Source organism: Amphritea sp. GJ51-11 (assembly GCF_055808735.1).
The window spans coordinates 3,733,207-3,749,046 of the sequence record NZ_CM147881.1 but is presented as its reverse complement, the minus strand read 5'-3'; the positions used below and the strand labels follow the sequence as shown (position 1 = coordinate 3,749,046).

16 protein-coding genes and 1 pseudogene are annotated in these 15,840 nt (G+C 49.3%); 13 read left to right on the top strand and 4 right to left on the bottom strand.

Annotation, left to right across the window (positions count from 1 at the left end):
• Positions 1-25: 25 nt before the first annotated feature.
• The 12 genes from mrdA (at position 26) to AC0L4K_RS16790 (ending at position 12,110) form a co-directional block, all read left to right on the top strand.
• A complete protein-coding gene (gene mrdA, locus AC0L4K_RS16845) occupies positions 26-1,987 on the top strand; it encodes a penicillin-binding protein 2 (protein ID WP_417223526.1) in 1,962 nt (653 codons plus the stop codon).
• 13 nt (positions 1,988-2,000) lie between these two features.
• On the top strand, positions 2,001-3,116 hold the full coding sequence (rodA, locus tag AC0L4K_RS16840; RefSeq protein ID WP_417224012.1) for a rod shape-determining protein RodA: 1,116 nt from the start codon (positions 2,001-2,003) through the stop codon (positions 3,114-3,116).
• Positions 3,117-3,264: 148 nt separating this feature from the next.
• Positions 3,265-4,272 carry a lytic murein transglycosylase B gene (mltB, locus tag AC0L4K_RS16835; protein ID WP_473267289.1) on the top strand — a complete coding sequence of 336 codons (1,008 nt, stop codon included), beginning with the start codon at positions 3,265-3,267 and terminating at the stop codon, positions 4,270-4,272.
• 5 nt (positions 4,273-4,277) lie between these two features.
• Complete coding sequence (locus tag AC0L4K_RS16830) at positions 4,278-5,111, top strand: septal ring lytic transglycosylase RlpA family protein (protein WP_473267287.1); 834 nt, start codon at positions 4,278-4,280, stop codon at positions 5,109-5,111.
• Between the two features lie 118 nt (positions 5,112-5,229).
• Complete coding sequence (locus AC0L4K_RS16825; RefSeq protein WP_417223532.1) at positions 5,230-6,399, top strand: D-alanyl-D-alanine carboxypeptidase family protein; 1,170 nt, start codon at positions 5,230-5,232, stop codon at positions 6,397-6,399.
• A 68-nt stretch (positions 6,400-6,467) separates the two neighbouring features.
• A complete protein-coding gene (locus AC0L4K_RS16820; RefSeq protein ID WP_473267285.1) occupies positions 6,468-7,319 on the top strand; it encodes a D-amino acid aminotransferase in 852 nt (283 codons plus the stop codon).
• 17 nt (positions 7,320-7,336) lie between these two features.
• Positions 7,337-7,618: a YbeD family protein gene (locus tag AC0L4K_RS16815; protein ID WP_417223537.1), complete on the top strand. Its 282-nt coding sequence runs from the start codon at positions 7,337-7,339 to the stop codon at positions 7,616-7,618.
• Entirely contained in the window at positions 7,618-8,280 is a 663-nt protein-coding gene (gene lipB, locus AC0L4K_RS16810) for a lipoyl(octanoyl) transferase LipB (RefSeq protein WP_473269243.1), read from the top strand. Before AC0L4K_RS16815 ends, lipB begins: the two co-directional genes overlap by 1 nt.
• Positions 8,273-9,277 carry a lipoyl synthase gene (gene lipA / locus AC0L4K_RS16805; protein WP_417223543.1) on the top strand — a complete coding sequence of 335 codons (1,005 nt, stop codon included), beginning with the start codon at positions 8,273-8,275 and terminating at the stop codon, positions 9,275-9,277. The genes lipB and lipA overlap by 8 nt, the downstream gene beginning before the upstream one ends.
• Positions 9,277-10,200, top strand: a complete 924-nt coding sequence (locus AC0L4K_RS16800) for a lysylphosphatidylglycerol synthase domain-containing protein (protein ID WP_473267283.1) — start codon at positions 9,277-9,279, stop codon at positions 10,198-10,200. The genes lipA and AC0L4K_RS16800 overlap by 1 nt, the downstream gene beginning before the upstream one ends.
• Positions 10,201-10,304: 104 nt before the next feature.
• The gene (locus AC0L4K_RS16795) at positions 10,305-11,336 is read left to right on the top strand and encodes a glycosyltransferase family 2 protein (RefSeq protein WP_417223548.1); all 1,032 of its coding nucleotides are present in this window, start codon (positions 10,305-10,307) and stop codon (positions 11,334-11,336) included.
• A 336-nt stretch (positions 11,337-11,672) separates the two neighbouring features.
• Positions 11,673-12,110, top strand: a complete 438-nt coding sequence (locus AC0L4K_RS16790) for an OsmC family protein (RefSeq protein WP_473267281.1) — start codon at positions 11,673-11,675, stop codon at positions 12,108-12,110.
• A gap of 135 nt (positions 12,111-12,245) precedes the next feature.
• Here the strand turns inward: AC0L4K_RS16790 and AC0L4K_RS16785 are convergent, their stop codons facing one another.
• Positions 12,246-13,145 carry a DMT family transporter gene (locus tag AC0L4K_RS16785; RefSeq protein ID WP_473267279.1) on the bottom strand — a complete coding sequence of 300 codons (900 nt, stop codon included), beginning with the start codon at positions 13,143-13,145 and terminating at the stop codon, positions 12,246-12,248.
• Positions 13,146-13,286: 141 nt separating this feature from the next.
• Here AC0L4K_RS16785 and AC0L4K_RS16780 point away from each other — a divergent pair, with 141 nt between their 5' ends.
• The gene (locus AC0L4K_RS16780; protein ID WP_473267277.1) at positions 13,287-14,183 is read left to right on the top strand and encodes a LysR family transcriptional regulator; all 897 of its coding nucleotides are present in this window, start codon (positions 13,287-13,289) and stop codon (positions 14,181-14,183) included.
• 95 nt (positions 14,184-14,278) lie between these two features.
• Here the strand turns inward: AC0L4K_RS16780 and AC0L4K_RS16775 are convergent, their stop codons facing one another.
• From AC0L4K_RS16775 to AC0L4K_RS16765, 3 genes and pseudogenes are all read right to left on the bottom strand, one after another.
• Positions 14,279-14,491 (bottom strand): hypothetical protein, encoded by a 213-nt coding sequence (locus AC0L4K_RS16775; RefSeq protein ID WP_473267275.1) that lies wholly within the window; start codon positions 14,489-14,491, stop codon positions 14,279-14,281.
• A 71-nt stretch (positions 14,492-14,562) separates the two neighbouring features.
• Positions 14,563-15,294: pseudogene (gene holA / locus AC0L4K_RS16770) on the bottom strand (DNA polymerase III subunit delta); the annotation flags it as partial.
• A gap of 25 nt (positions 15,295-15,319) precedes the next feature.
• Complete coding sequence (locus AC0L4K_RS16765; protein WP_417223563.1) at positions 15,320-15,832, bottom strand: LPS-assembly lipoprotein LptE; 513 nt, start codon at positions 15,830-15,832, stop codon at positions 15,320-15,322.
• Positions 15,833-15,840 lie beyond the last annotated feature (8 nt).

Genomic DNA, 15,840 nt, shown 5'->3' with positions numbered 1-15,840 from the left:
TCCCATTCTGTGACGAGTTACTTCGATGTCAGCCTTTGATAGCCTGAAAGATCATACCAAAGAGGGACGGGTGTTTTTGGCACGGTCGGTGGTTGCGTTTGTGATCGTGCTATTACTGCTGTGTGTTCTTATTGGCCGACTCTATTTCCTGCAAGTCGTACAGCATGATCAACTCGCCGCTGTTTCAGACGATAATCGTATTCAGCTACAACCGGTCGCACCGACGCGGGGGCTGATATACGATCGTAATGGCACGTTGTTGGCTGAAAATCGACCGAGTTACAGTGTTACGCTGTTGAAGGAGAAGGTGAGCGATCTTGAGGCGACTTTAGCCGAGTTGCAAACCCTGATTCCTATTTCAGAGCGAGAGCTAGAGTCGTTCCGTAAGCGGTTGAAACAGCGGCGTCGTCCTTACGAAACGGTACCGCTACGTTTTCGTCTGACCGATGATGAAATTGCCCGTATCGCGGTTAATTATCAGCGTTTGCCGGGGGTTCAGGTCGAAGCAGATCTGATTCGTTATTATCCCTTTGGCGCCAGCTTAGTGCATGCACTGGGATATGTTGGCCGTATTAACGAGAAAGAGTTGAAGCGGGTCGATAACAAAAACTACAGTGGTACGCACTATATCGGCAAGCTGGGAATTGAACGCTTTTATGAACCACTGTTGCACGGTGAAGTGGGGTATCACAAGGTTGAAACCAATGCCCGTGGGCGGGTGATGCGGGTGCTTGAGCAGACCGACCCGGTGCCGGGTAAAGATATTGTTCTGCACCTCGATATTCGCTTGCAGCAAGCGGCAGAAAAACTGGTCGAGGGGCGGCGGGCGGCGATCGTGGCTATCGATCCGAAAACTGGCGGTATTTTGGCGCTGGTAAGTAATCCCGGCTATGACCCTAATCTGTTTGTTACCGGTATTAGTACCAAAGCTTACAAAGCACTGCGTGAATCTCCCGATCTGCCGTTGTTTAACCGGGCTTTGCGAGGGCAATACCCGCCTGGGTCTACTATCAAACCAATGGTTGCCATGGGCGTTATTGACAGTGGGGCAGTGAGTCCTTCTCACACGGTGTTTGATCCGGGCTTCTATACGTTAACCAATGGCGGGCGACGCTATCGTGATTGGAAACACGGCGGTCACGGCAAGGTTGGGTTAGAGATGGCGATCTATCAATCTTGTGACGTCTGGTTTTACGATGTTGCCAACCGCGCAGGGGTGGATATTATTTCCGACTATTTGGGGCGTTTTGGCTTTGGTCAGGTGACGAGTCTGGATCTGCCGGAAGCCTTGCCGGGCATTCTGCCCTCTAAAGCTTGGAAAAAACGCACCGGGCGTGGTTCTTGGTTTTCTGGTGACTCCCTTAACTTGAGTATCGGTCAAGGCTGGATGCTGACAACCCCATTGCAACTGGCAACGGCTTCGGCGGTGATGGCCAATCGTGGTGTTTGGAAACAGCCTCGGATGCTCAAAGGGGTGATGACTCATAATGAAAACCGGGATCACAAGGTAGTTGAGGGCAGTGTTGTTGAGATTAGCGGGCTGGAGGGAACCAGTGCGGTGCTACCGGATATTAAATTGAAAAATAATCAGTATTGGCAGCGCATTATCGATGCGATGGTGGCGGTTGTGCATGGGCCGAGAGGCACGGCGCGCAAGGTTGGCCGTGGCTTGGATTTTCAGATCGCGGGTAAAACCGGCACCGCTCAGGTGGTCGGTATTAAACAGGATGCAGTTTACGATGCAGAAAGCTTGGCTGAACGGCACCGGGATCATGCACTCTTTCTCGCTTTTGCGCCGGCAGATAAACCGGAAATTGCGGTGTCGGTGATCGTTGAAAATGGTGGTGGTGGTTCGAGCACCGCGGCACCTTTAGCGCGCAAGGTCATTGATGCTTTTATGGCGCTTAAAAAGCAGGATGCTGAAGCCGCAAACAACGATCAGACAGAGCAAGCTGACGCGGTAACAGAGGGTTTAACCGGTGGCTGATTTCCAACGTACTATGCCCGATGCCCAACCCCATCTAGCCAGACGTCGAGGCTTTTGGTCCTATACTCGGTTAGATGCTTGGTTGTTACTGTTTATTTTGATTCTTTGTGGCTATGGTTTGCTGGTGCTGTATAGCGCATCCGGTGGCGATATGGGCTATGTCATCCGGCAAGCAATTCGCATGGGGGCCGGATTGGTGATTATGACGATTCTGGCGCAGTTGCGACCGCAGCTGTTCGCCCGTTGGGCTCCCGCGATGTATGTCGTCTGTATCGGCTTGTTATTGGCGGTGTTGCTAGTTGGCGTAGGCGCTAAAGGGGCGCAGCGCTGGATTGCCCTGCCCGGATTTCGTTTCCAACCGGCCGAGATTGTTAAGCTGGTGCTGCCGTTGATGGTGGCTTGTTATCTGGCCAGTCGGCCACTGCCGCCGAGCTTTCGTCATATTGCGATTTCGCTGGTACTGATCTTTGTGCCGGTCGTGATGATCATGAAGCAGCCAGATCTTGGTACATCCTTGCTGATTGCCGCATCGGGGGTATTTGTGTTGTTACTCTCGGGGATCTATTGGCGGTATATCTTTGGCGCCTTGCTGGTGGCATCGGCAGGGCTGCCGGGATTGTGGATGGTGATGAAAGATTATCAAAAGCAGCGGGTATTGACCTTTCTCGACCCGGAGAGTGATCCGCTAGGCGCTGGCTGGAATATTATCCAGTCTAAAGCGGCTATTGGCTCCGGGGGGATTGAGGGTAAAGGTTGGATGCTTGGCACCCAATCGCAGTTGGACTTTCTTCCCGAGAGTCATACGGACTTTATTATCGCAGTATTGGGCGAAGAGTTCGGAATGATCGGTATCTTATTGTTACTGTTTATCTATCTATTGATTATCAGCCGCGGGTTGGTGATCGCGGTGAAAGCGCAGGACAGCTTTGGTCGATTAGTGGCTGGCAGTGTGACGCTAACCTTTTTTGTTTATGTGTTTGTTAATATCGGTATGGTTAGTGGCATCTTGCCGGTGGTTGGTGTGCCGCTACCGTTGGTCAGTTATGGTGGTACCTCCATTGTGACGCTCATGGCGGGCTTTGGGCTGCTAATGTCGGTGCAAGCACACCGGCAGATGATCAGTCATTAAGCCGGGGCATAAATAAACATAATAACTCAGCCGTTTTGTTGTTGTGACTCTGTGATAAAGTCAGGATACTGCTGAGAGTACTTTTAATAGCGCCACAAATGTTTAGGAATGCCATCATGAAGATGGTGGCAAATTAAGGTAGGGTGATATGTTCAGAACTAAATTTTCAGGATTGCTAGCTGGCGTTGTGCTCTGTAGCGGCTTGGCATGGGGTACACAGGTTGCCGCTCATGGCTATGGTGATCATCCTGCTGCACAACAGTTTATTGCCAATATGGCAAAAGAGGGCTTTGACGAGGCTGAGGTTAAAACGATTCTGCGCTCGGCTGAACGTCAAGAAAGCATTCTGAAGGCGATCACTCGGCCAGCTGAAAAGCGACTGAACTGGGGTGAATACCGTAATATTTTCTTGCGGGATGCGCGCATTAAGCAGGGTGTTGAGTTCTGGCATCAATACAGTGCTGCTCTGCAGCGGGCTGAGAAAGAATATGGTGTTCCGGCCCATATCATTGTTGCGATCATCGGCGTTGAAACCCGTTATGGCCGTAATATGGGCAGCTATCGAGTGATTGATGCACTATCGACCCTCGGATTTGATTACCCGCCGCGTGGTAAGTTTTTCCAAGGGCAGTTAAAAGAGTATTTTTACCTGTTACGTGAAGAAAAAGCCGACCCGTTTGCGTTGAAAGGTTCTTATGCCGGAGCGATGGGTTATGGTCAGTTTATCCCGAGTAGCTTCAGAAGTTTTGCGGTTGATTTTGACGGCGATGGTAAAAAAGATATCTGGAACAATCCGGTTGATGCGATTGGTAGTGTGGCAAACTATTTTAGCGCCCACGGCTGGAAAAAAGGTGAAGCGGTACGCTCTAATGTGGTCATGCAGCAAATGGCGGATGAGGCTTGGATCAATAGTAGCCTGAAACCAGAAGTGACCTTGGCCGAGTGGGCCGAGCGGGGTATTCGCACCCGTAAAGACCTGAATCTTGATAGCAAAGCGACGCTGATGCGGTTAGAAAAAGACGGCGAGTTTCAACATTGGTTCGGATTACATAACTTTTATGTGATTACCCGCTACAATCATAGTCGGTTATATGCCATGGCTGTTTATGAACTGGGTCAGGCTGTTGCTGAAAAACATAAAGCAAACGCAGGTTAATTAACATGAGCCGAGTTATCCTCAATCTACTGGTGCTGTCATTGATCGCACTATTGGCGGGCTGTTCTTCATCGGGAGGGCGCTATGCTGTGGATAAGGATTACGGCCCATCGGCCGAGGTTGATGTATCCCATGTGCCGAATGCCGTGCCTAGAGTCGAAGCTAAAAGCCGTGGGGGTAATAAGAGCCCCTATTCGGTACTGGGTAAAACCTACCATGTGATGGCCTCTGGCAATGGTTATAAAGAGCGTGGTGTTGCTTCATGGTATGGCAAGAAGTTTCATGGCCATAAAACCTCGAATGGTGAAACCTACAATATGTATGCCATGACGGCCGCGCATAAGTCGTTGCCCTTGCCGAGTTATGTGCAGGTGACTAACTTAGCAAATGGCCGAAAGGTGATTGTGCGGGTTAATGATCGAGGCCCGTTTCATGGTGGGCGGGTCATTGATCTTTCATATGCGGCGGCATCGAAACTGGATATGTTGGGTCAAGGCACGGCCAATGTCGAGGTTGAAGCAATTGATCCCGCCAGTTGGAGTCATTCATCTGCAGCGGTTATTAGTGCTGCACCAGCCGCTCCGGAAAAGATAACCCCAGGGGACGGTACGCGTTATCTGCAAGTGGGGGCTTTTGGACTGGAAACAACGGCGATTGAAGCGCAGCAAGAGTTGCAGACAATGCTGCCGGGGTATCAAGTGAGAATTGTGCCGTTGCAGCGGCCGGGCCGAACACTGTATCGGGTTCAAGTTGGGCCGGTTAAGTTAAACGCAAACTTGGCAGAAATCGTATCAAGGATTGAAGCGGCAGGCTATCTGCGTCCACATTTGGTAGACTAGGCGCGCTTAAATGGATCTGCTATGGGAAACCGCTGAATTGTTCGCGAACCTTTAGCCTGTTTTTAGGTCTGAGCAGTACCTAGACCTTCTGTAACCGTAAAAAAGTATCTATAACACTATGATTAGAAAATTAGTTTTTCGCTCTACTCTGATTCGCCTTATGTTGTTATCCATGTGCATCTTTGCGCTGCCGGTTCAGGCGGCTAAGATTACCCCTGCACCACCGCAAGTGGCCGCCCGGGCTTATATTGTTATGGATGCCGATACTGGTAAGGTTATCATGGCCAGCCGGGAGAACGAGCGTTTCCCTCCCGCGAGCCTGACGAAGATGATGACCAGCTATATCCTCGAAGGTGAGCTGACCAAAGGTAATGTCAGTAAGAATGATCTGGTGCCTATCTCTGTAAAAGCGTGGCGCGCACCGGGTTCACGGATGTTTATTCAAGAAGGTACCCAGGTTCTATTGAGTGACCTACTCAAAGGTATCATTATTCAATCGGGTAATGATGCCAGCGTGGCGGTGGCTGAATATATTGCCGGTAGTGAAGCGGCGTTTGCCGATATGATGAATCAGCATGCCGCACAGCTTGGGATGGAGAATACCCATTTCTTGAATGCGACCGGGTTGCCCGCGGATGATCATTACTCATCGGCGTTTGATTTGGCTTTGCTAGCACGGGCCATTATCCAGAATTATCCCGAGCAGTATGGCGTTTATTCTGAAAAGTATTTTACCTACAACAAGATTCGTCAGCCAAACCGCAATAAACTGCTGTGGCGTGACGATTCTGTTGATGGTTTGAAAACCGGCCATACCGATGCGGCAGGATATTGTTTGGTCGCCTCGGCTAAACGGGAAGGTATGCGCCTGATTACCGTAGTGATGGGCACTAGCAGTGAAGAGGCCCGTGCCCAGGAAAGCCAGAAACTACTGGCATATTCGTTCCGTTATTTCCGTACTCACAAGCTGTATGATGCCGGTCAAGTATTGGAAACTACCAAGGTGTGGGCGGGTCAGCAAAGTCAATTGAAAGTCGGCTTGACCGATGCGATGGCGATTACTATTCCGCGTGGTGAAGGCGAACAGTTACAAGCCGTTTTAGATCTGGATAAAGTGATTAAGGCGCCGATTGCAAAAGGTCAGAGCTTTGGTACTTTGAAAGTTATGCTGGAAGATAAAGTCGTCGCAGAAGCGCCAGTGGTGGCTTTGGAAAGTATTGCTGAGGCTGGATTGTTGCAACGTATATGGGATGCCATAGCGTTATTCTTTTATAACCTGATCAACTGATCGATAGGTTTTGAGGCACGGATGCCCGAACTCTGTTTCTGAGTTCGGGCTTCTGTCGTTAAGGGAAGATGAAGACAGTATTTCTGAACGGTCACTATATTGCAGAAGACCAAGCCCAAGTATCGGTTTTTGACCGAGGCTTTTTGTTTGGTGACAGTGTTTATGAAGTGATTCCGTTTTATCGCGGTGTCGGCTTTCGCTTGGATGAGCATCTACAGCGATTGCAGCATAGCTTGCAGGCCATACAGATTGTGGCTGAGCAAGATTGGGAGGCCATTCTTACCCGCTTAGTGACATTGAATGGTGGTGGTAATCTGTCGGTTTATTTACAGATTAGCCGGGGTAACTCGGGGCGTCGTAGCCATATCTATGATGCCGAGATGGTGCCGACTATCTTTGCTTGCTGTAATCCGATCAAGGATATTTATAATGCGGGGCCTGATGCGGTATCTGGCGTTCGAGCAATCGTTACCGAGGATCTGCGGTGGGGACGTTGTGACATTAAAAGTACCGGCTTGCTGCCCAATATATTAGCGATGCAACAGGCGAAACAGATGGGTGTGCAGGAGGCGTTGATGATCCGCGACGGCCTGCTGACGGAAGGTGCTTCCTGTAACCTGATGTTAGTAGAGCAGGGCGTTATCTTTACGCCTAAACGCGGCTCAGAGATTCTCGGTGGAACGACCCGAGAACTGATCCTCGAGCTGGCGGCTGCAGATGGCATTGCGATGCGGGAAGCGGATATCAGCTATGCTCGATTGCTAGCGGCCGACGAGGTTTGGGTAAGTAGTTCAACCCGGGCGGTGGTGCCGGTGATCGAAATCGATGGTCAACCCGTCGCTGATGGAAAAAAAGGCCCTTTATGGGCGAGAATGTTTGAGCTGTTTACGCGTTATCAAAATGATCTGATGAACGGCTGAGTAGTCGAGAGATAGTTATGGCACAAGAAACGAAACCAGAAGCTCCGAAAATTGAGTTCCCTTGTCCAGATTACCCTATTAAGGTGATCGGTCGAGATGGGCCGGATTTTCAATCATTGGTAATTGATGTTGTGCGTATCCATGCGCCTGATCTCGATATTACCAAAATTGATTTACAGGGGAGCAGCAAAGGCACCTTTACATCGATTCGTATGAAAATTACGGCCACAGGTCATGAGCAACTGAAAGCACTGCATGAGGATCTGTTAGAGACAGGCCGTGTCACGATGGTGATATGATGGATTTGGCTGAACAGATTGTTATTCGTGATTTGGGGCTGGTGGACTATCAGCCGACGTGGCAAATCATGCAGGATTTTACTGCCGCCCGCACTGCCGAAACGGTTGATGAGATCTGGATGCTGGAACATCAGCCCGTGTTTACTCAAGGGCATGCCGGTAAAGAAGAACATCTGTTAAGCACCGGTGATATTCCGGTGGTGCAGGTCGATCGCGGTGGTCAGGTGACCTATCATGGCCCAGGGCAGTTGGTGGTTTACCTTTTATTGAACATCCGCCGTAAGAAGTTTGGCGTTAAAGAACTGGTCGCCCGTATGGAGGCTAGTATTGTTGAGTTACTGGCACAGTATGGTGTTGAGGCGTATGCGAAGGCCGATGCCCCGGGTGTCTATGTTAATGAAGCAAAAATTTGCTCGCTGGGATTGCGAGTACGTAAAGGTTGTTCGTTTCACGGACTAGCTTTTAACCTAGATATGGATCTCGAACCTTTTAATCGGATTAACCCTTGTGGTTATGCCGGTTTATCAGTTACCCGGCTGAAAAACCTGGTCGAAACCCTCGACAGGGAATCCGTTAAGGATTCACTTATAGAAATACTGGTGAAAAGACTCGAATATAACGAGCGCGCCAATGCTAACTCGTTGGAAGGTATAGATGTCTGAAAATAGCGTAAATGTGCAAAGTGCAGGGTCTGCGGACGATAAGCCGAAACGCGCGGAAGCGGGTGTAAAGCTGCGGGGGGCTGAAAAAGTATCCCGTATCCCAGTCAAGGTTATCCCCACTGAGCGGGATCAGATTCTTCGTAAACCCGAGTGGTTGCGAGTCTCGCTGGGTACCACGCCTAAAGTGCAGGGAATTAAGAATAAACTGCGCAAGCATAAACTTGCCTCAGTCTGTGAAGAAGCGAGTTGTCCTAACTTGGGCGAGTGTTTCAGTCATGGGACGGCGACGTTCATGATTATGGGCGACATCTGTACCCGTCGCTGCCCCTTCTGTGATGTGGCCCATGGTCGTCCTAAAGCTCTACCAGAGAATGAACCGAAAGAGTTAGCGGAAGCCATTGCTGATATGGGTTTGCGCTACGTGGTAATTACGTCGGTAGACCGGGATGATCTGCGTGATGGTGGTGCCGATCACTTTGCCCGTTGTATTACAGAAACGCGTAAGGCTGTGCCGTCTATTCAGGTTGAAACCCTAGTGCCAGACTTCCGTGGTCGGATGGATATTGCACTGGATATTCTCCAGCAGACACCGCCTGATGTGTTTAATCACAATATGGAAACGGTACCGCGTTTGTATCGTAAAGTGCGCCCTGGTGCTGATTATCAATGGTCACTCGATCTGCTGCAGAAGTATAAGCAACGCTGTCCTGATGTCCGTACTAAGTCCGGCCTGATGGTGGGTGTGGGTGAAACTAAGGAGGAGATCTTTGAAGTACTAAAAGATCTGCGCGCTCATGATGTGGATATGTTGACCATCGGCCAATATCTACAGCCTAGCCGTGATCATCTGCCGATTGATCGCTATGTGACGCCAGCTGAATTTGATGAATATGCTAAGGTCGCCAAAGAACTGGGCTTCTCTCAGGTTGCCAGCGGTCCGTTGGTAAGATCCTCTTATCATGCTGATCTGCAAGCCAAAGGTGAAACAATCAGCTGATGCGTCGAGCACAACTGCTTAAACTACTGCTGTCAGTGGTGATTCTTTTAATCACCCTGGCGGTAGTGGAATATCAGATCGGTTGGTATAGCCTGTTAACCTCTTGGCAGGGGTTTGACGGTGCAACGTTGACATTATTAGTCGTGTTATCGTTAACCAGTAATGCTTTACGAGCGTTGCGGATTAAGGTGAGTTTTGCCTTACCCAGCACGCGTTATCCGCAGATGTTTTACCTCAGCACCAATCATAACCTACTCAATAATCTGTTACCGATGCGTACCGGTGAAGTCGCTTTTCCGGTGTTGATCAAACGCTATTTCGGCATTGGGGTGGTGCACTCATCTTCTCATCTTCTGTTATATCGATTGCTTGATCTGGTGGCATTGCTATCGGTGGCGGGTATTTTGGCGCTCTGGCAGTTTAGTCCTTGGGCTTCATTGGGGCTGGCTGTCATAACGGTGTCGGGCCTGTTGCTATTTAATCAGGGCAAAAGGTTAGTGGTGTGGTTGTTAGGCCGTTTTAGTCATGTAAAACTGGCTAAACTAGCGCAAGCATTCAGCGACCTGCCGACCCGTGGCGGGCACTTCGGTGCCATTGTGATAACTACCTATGCGGTGTGGCTGACCAAGCTATTGGCGTTCCTTGGGGTGGTGCTGCAGTTATCTCAGTTAACCTTAGCGCAAGCGGTGACGAGTGTGGCTGTGGCCGATCTTTCATCTATCTTGCCGATTCACGGAGTGGCGGGCTCTGGCACGTTTGAAGCAGCCTTTGTGCTAGCGGGTCAGTTTTATGCGATCGATACCACTGCATTACTAAAAGTAGCGGTGCAGTTACATCTATTTCTATTATTAATGTCATTTGTCGCCTTTGTATTAGGCTGGCTGGTGGCTAAAGTATTTCATCGTGAAGGATCTGTGAGCTGAAACTGAATGAGCTGCAGTGCAGATACTACCGCCTTTCCTTCATATAAAAAGGGCTTTGTGATAGAGTCCAAACACTATTTTAATGTCCTGAATCCGGGTAATTTATGAAATCATTATCGATCGTCGTACCGATGTATAAAGAAGAGGACTGTGTGTTTCCGCTGGTAGAGCGGGTGCATGAGTGCCTTAGTGATTATTCCGGTAAGTGGGAGCTTATCTGCGTCGACGATGGAAGCCCGGATCAAACTGTTGGGCGTTTAATTGAGGCTCAGGAGCAGTGGGGCGACCACCTGCGGATTGTTGAGCTGCAGCGTAATTTTGGTCAAACCGCGGCGATGCAAGCGGGTATTGATGCTGCCCGTGGTGAGATTATTGTCACTATGGATGGCGATTTGCAGAATGATCCTGCGGATATTCAACGGATGATCGTGGAGATGGAAGAGCGCGACCTGGATATGTTGCAGGGGTGGCGTAAACAACGGGAAGATGAGTCGACCCGTAAGTTCTTTTCCCGACAAGCTAATCGATTGATTGCAAAAGTAACCAGCGTTAATTTACATGATTACGGCTGCAGTCTTAAAGTCTATCGTGCCAGTGTGATTAAACAGGTACGTCTGTTTGGTGAGATGCACCGTTTTATTCCGGTATGGGTTGCCTCAGTGACGAAACCCTCACGCATTGGTGAAACCGTTGTGGACCATCATGCTCGACAGTTCGGTGAGTCAAAATACGGTTTGTCGCGTACCTTCAGGGTTATTCTTGATCTGTTGGTGGTGTTCTTTTTCCTTAAATTTAAGGCGCGTCCCGGCCACTTTTTCGGCTACCTTGGCCTAGGTATGGGGGTTGTCGGCTCATTGATTATGACCTGGTTGATGGGGGTTAAATTGTTCTTGGGTGAGGATATTGGTAGCCGGCCACTCTTTATGATCGGTATCTTCCTGTTGGTGGTATCACTGCAATTTATCACCACCGGTGTGTTGGCCGAAATGATGTCGCGAATCTTTTTCGAAACCTCAAATACCCGTGGTTACACCCTGCGTGAAACGCTTAATAATGATGAAGAGGGTCGCTGGTTTGATCCTCAGCCACATGTCATGGCTGAATCTGATGGTCATGATGAAGAGGAGCTAAAGTAACCTGTTGCAATAAAAGATAGCTGCTCACTATACCGTTTCTATCTCTATGAGAGTTTTTCAGGAGGTATTGAAAGGTGGTGAGCGGCGCTTTTATGTTTCTATCTTGCCTGCGTACCCTGCTTCGATAAAGCGATAATATATTAGACGATCGGTTTTAGCCGCGCGGGTATCTGATAAAAACCTCTCGATTACCTCCTGCCACTGTTTAAACTCAGTGCCGGTGGACTATAAACGCTTGTGTTTGACTACTCCTCTTCATCTTGGCGATGAGCTTGTGCGATAATAATTAACATTAGGTTTTTCTTATATAGTCTTTGTTAATTTAAGGTGGTGATTATGTCTGCTAATAAAGTGATTTCTGTTCGGGCATCGATGCAAGCGGGTTGTCAGATCAATGCCGATATTCGTGGCCATAAAGTGACCATTGATCAGCCGATAAAAGCCGGTGGTAGTGATGCAGGCCCGACACCACTCGAATTTTTTCTGTTTTCATTAGGCGGCTGTATTGCCAGTATCGCTCGTCTGGCGGCAACTCAGCAAAAGATCGAGCTGCGGGGGATGGATATTGAGGTTGATGGTACGATGAACCCTGCGGGTCTGCTGGGTAAGCCGACTGAAGATCGGATCGGTTTTCAGTCCATCGTTGTTAAAGCGACTATAGATGCTGATTTAACAGATGTCGAAAAAGCTAAATTCTTTAAAGAGGTTTGCCATCGTTGTCCGCTAGATGACAATATTATGCTTGAAACAGAGGTCAGCCATCATTTAGCCTAAAGGGTGTGCGACGGCGTCGAGCCTTCAATTCGGCATTATTTCGGATTAAATAGATCGACGCCGATAACGCAGGCCGCTATTGACTTGGCCGTTGATGGTTAGTTTTTCTAATGCTATTTTTGAGCGTCAACCTCTCTATGTCTGCCGTGTACCCGGCAGTGCCTCAATCTTAGGTTCTTTTTTGACCTGTTTGATAAACAACGCTAACACAATCAATGTCATCGCGGTAAGTTCTAAACGGTCGAGTTGCTGTCCTAATAGAATGGCCCCTGTGAGTAACGCCACCACTAATTCTAATGATCCCGTTAAGGCGTTTTTATCGGCGCAAGATCGGGGTGCACCTTTCATAAATAAGATCTGAGGAATAGCTGCAGCGAGCAGTGCGATACCTAAGACAGCGATAACTCCCGAGAATGAAGCCGGCAATATATGCACCGGAGCCGTCCAGATAGCGATTGGCAGCAAGACCAGAATATGTCCGATTGTTATCCATGCCATTCTATTGAGGGTCGGTATCTGTTTTTTAGGGCTCGACAGGTATTGTACCTGAGTGGCTACGGTGAGAGGGGCTAGAAAGCAACCAATCATCGCCCATAGGGTGCCCGGCGGCAGAATTTCAGGGCGGATAGTTAATGATGCTGCTATGGCGACGAGCGCTGCAGAGATCAACCCGTTTTGTGAGGGAGTGCGATGAAATGCTAACCAGCCGATTAATACGCTAAACACGGGATAACTGTAATAGATCAAGATAGCCGTGGCCGCAGGAATGGTTTCTAGGGCATGGAAATAACCAAAAATGGCCACGCCGCTGATAATGCCAAGTACTAAGGAGCGACAAGCTTCAGTTCGATTTACTTGGGGAGTGCGCAGGAAGAAAATGAAAAAGAGTGCCGGCAGAATAAACCGATACAGGCTGACCATCTCTGCCCCTAACCCCTGCTGAAAGAGGAGTTGGGCAAAAAAGGGGTTTAAGCCATATAAACAGGCCGACATTGCGACTAGATATTGACCATTGATAGTTGATTTATTGTCCACGTTATTAACATTCCCTCTATTTGGCTGCACAATAGCGCGAGTTTGATTAGGAAAAAAGTGAATAAGGTGCGCTATTGATGAGTTTTGTGCATGTTGTGGGCTTTATTAACGCGCTATCGATATAAACGCTGAGGAAAATAGATGCGATTGGATATCAAGCATTGGGCGATGCTCAAAGCGATCGATGATACTGGAACATTAAGGCAAGCCGCTTATGTGCTTGGTATTACCCAATCGGCGTTAAGCCACCGGCTTGCTGAAGCTGAGCGGCGTCTTGGTGGCGTACTGTTTGAACGGGAAGGGCGACGGTTAAGGCAGACCGCAGCGGGCCGTGCGATGACGCAGACCGCGAATCAAGTTATTCCGGCGCTGCAGCGTGCGGAGTTTGATTTTCAGCAGATGGCGGTGAATAAAACCACGGTGGTTCGCTTTGGTGTTGCCGCTTATAGTTGTTATCACTGGTTGCCAGCATTTCTACACGCGATATCGCAACAAGAGCCCGATATACAGCTAGAGCTCGTTGCTTCGGCTACCCAAAATCCGCTTAGTAATTTGCAGGACGGTACGGTTGATGTTGTGTTGGCACCGGGTTATTTGGCGATTCCGGGTATTGATTCGATCGCGGTACTTCGGGATGAGTTGGTGTTGATAACCGGTTCAAGCCATTCATTGGCCCGTAAACCCTTTATCGAAGCGGTTGACTTACAAGGCGAGCACTACTTGACCTATAGCAAGTCGACTCAACCAGGGTTTGAATATGAGCGCTTTATTCGTCCTTCAGGGGTGGTACCGCATCTGGTGACGGTAGTTGAAGTGACCGATGCCATTATCGAATTGATTGCCGCAGGGTTTGGCGTCAGTATTTTGTCTCGTTGGGCGGTTCAATCAGCGATTAAAAATGGCAGCGTTACAGCGATCGGGTTGGGTGAGGAAGGTATCGATTTGGGCTGGTCTGCTTTAGTTCGAGCGTCAGAGCTCAAGCCTTCAGCGGCTAGAACTGTATCGGCCCGGTTGGCTCAGTGGTTCTCAGTGAGTTGAGTGTAGTCGTTGTTACAGAGAAGGGGTTGTTTGTTTGAAGCGCATGACTAGAGAAATGCGTCTGTTTAATTAGCTGTGTGTCTAGTTGGCGGTTTTTAGTACTGGAGCAGCTCGATTCCGGCTAGTTGTAGAATGATTCCGGTGAGTGTTAGCCATGCATCACCGAGTTCACCTTTAATTTGAGCATCCGCTTCGGAACAGCGGCTGAGCATCTGTCTGAGTTTGTCGGCGGAGAGTCGTTGGGCAGCATTACGCATCTGGTTTTTACGGTTGCCCCAGATGCGTTCTCGCTGACAGAGAGTGTCCAACGGAGTACCTTTTGAAGCCCGTTTTGGATGGCGACCAGTGAGCGAATATCGCGGGCGACGGCCCAGAGGGCGACCGAGGCTTCGGTGCCTTCTTGGCGCAGTACTTCAATGATTTTAGTGCAGCGGGGCACCTGCTGTAGAATAGCGGCTTCAGTTAGGCCATAGATATCATAGCGGGAGCTGTCTGAAACGCTGTCCATGACCATATCGACACTGACGTTTTGGCCGGCATAGAGTAGATTGAGTTTATCGAGCTCTTGTTTAGCGGCCAATAGATTGCCTTCGATACGTTCGCACAGTAGCTGTGTCGCATCGTTTTCTAGCGTCAAACCGATCCGTTGGGCGCGATTATTAATCCAACCGGGCAGCTGTTGTAAATCGACAGGCCAAATTTCGACAATAATGCCCTGTTGGTCGATTGCTTTAAACCAGGCGCTTTTCTTAGCTGAAGCATCAAGCTTGTCGGCGATAATGAGCAATACATTATCTTCGGCGGGGCGTTGCAGGTATTCACGTAAAATTTCGCTGGCCTGCTTATTGAGTTTTTGGCTACCGAGTCTTAGTTCAATGATTTTCTGTTCGGCAAACAGTGATAATGCGTTAGCGCATTCGAGTAGATATTCCCACTTGAAGCCGCTTTCGACATGTAGGGTTTCTCGTTCGTTAAAGCCGATCGCGTGCAGGTGTTGACGTAGTAAATCGCAGCTCTCTTCAATCAGCAGGGTTTCATCCCCGGTGACGAGATAAACCGGAGCCGGGTGCTGGCTGAGTTTGCTGGCAAGTTGCTCCGGTTTTATTTTCATAGGACCTGATGTCTGGAGTTAGCGTCTAGGGTGTAGCAGGTTTTACGTTGGTGTAGAACCGCAGGATCTGGTTTGCGAGATGTTGATCCATCTCGAGGTAGAGCTGGGCTTCCTGTGCGTTACTAGCCGTCTCTTCATCGGCATCGTAATCGTAGATGCGTTCGATTTGTAGACTGTGTTCGAGCACGATTTCACCCTGTGGATCTTTAATCAGGAAGCTCACGGTGGTGGACAGTTCATATTCATCAATGTCCGCATCTGCCCCGAGGGTGGCTTCACTTCGCTCACGTTTCTCTGAAGTGATTTGGAGCAGATAGCCTGTCGCACCGTGATTAACGCTGACACCGTTTGCTTCCAGTAGCCGCCGGAGAACCGGTGCTAGCTGGCTGCGGGAACGTTCCGGTGTTACCAGCGTTAGCTGCCGCAGTGGTTCGGCTATATCTGCACTGCCTCTGAGGTGAAACCCACAGGCAGATAGCAGCAGACAGCAAACAGTCAGAAATACAGTGGCCGATAGCCGGCTGTGGCAGCGAGTCATGTTTATCC

Bases quoted from the DNA above. Each gene is read 5' to 3' on its own strand.
- mrdA (WP_417223526.1), top strand. From the start codon at position 26: ATGTCAGCCTTTGATAGCCTGAAAGATCATACCAAAGAGGGACGGGTG.
- rodA (WP_417224012.1), top strand. From the start codon at position 2,001: ATGCCCGATGCCCAACCCCATCTAGCCAGACGTCGAGGCTTTTGGTCC.
- mltB (WP_473267289.1), top strand. From the start codon at position 3,265: ATGTTCAGAACTAAATTTTCAGGATTGCTAGCTGGCGTTGTGCTCTGT.
- AC0L4K_RS16830 (WP_473267287.1), top strand. From the start codon at position 4,278: ATGAGCCGAGTTATCCTCAATCTACTGGTGCTGTCATTGATCGCACTA.
- AC0L4K_RS16825 (WP_417223532.1), top strand. From the start codon at position 5,230: ATGATTAGAAAATTAGTTTTTCGCTCTACTCTGATTCGCCTTATGTTG.
- AC0L4K_RS16820 (WP_473267285.1), top strand. From the start codon at position 6,468: ATGAAGACAGTATTTCTGAACGGTCACTATATTGCAGAAGACCAAGCC.
- AC0L4K_RS16815 (WP_417223537.1), top strand. From the start codon at position 7,337: ATGGCACAAGAAACGAAACCAGAAGCTCCGAAAATTGAGTTCCCTTGT.
- lipB (WP_473269243.1), top strand. From the start codon at position 7,618: ATGGATTTGGCTGAACAGATTGTTATTCGTGATTTGGGGCTGGTGGAC.
- lipA (WP_417223543.1), top strand. From the start codon at position 8,273: ATGTCTGAAAATAGCGTAAATGTGCAAAGTGCAGGGTCTGCGGACGAT.
- AC0L4K_RS16800 (WP_473267283.1), top strand. From the start codon at position 9,277: ATGCGTCGAGCACAACTGCTTAAACTACTGCTGTCAGTGGTGATTCTT.
- AC0L4K_RS16795 (WP_417223548.1), top strand. From the start codon at position 10,305: ATGAAATCATTATCGATCGTCGTACCGATGTATAAAGAAGAGGACTGT.
- AC0L4K_RS16790 (WP_473267281.1), top strand. From the start codon at position 11,673: ATGTCTGCTAATAAAGTGATTTCTGTTCGGGCATCGATGCAAGCGGGT.
- AC0L4K_RS16780 (WP_473267277.1), top strand. From the start codon at position 13,287: ATGCGATTGGATATCAAGCATTGGGCGATGCTCAAAGCGATCGATGAT.
- AC0L4K_RS16765 (WP_417223563.1), bottom strand. From the start codon at position 15,832: ATGACTCGCTGCCACAGCCGGCTATCGGCCACTGTATTTCTGACTGTT.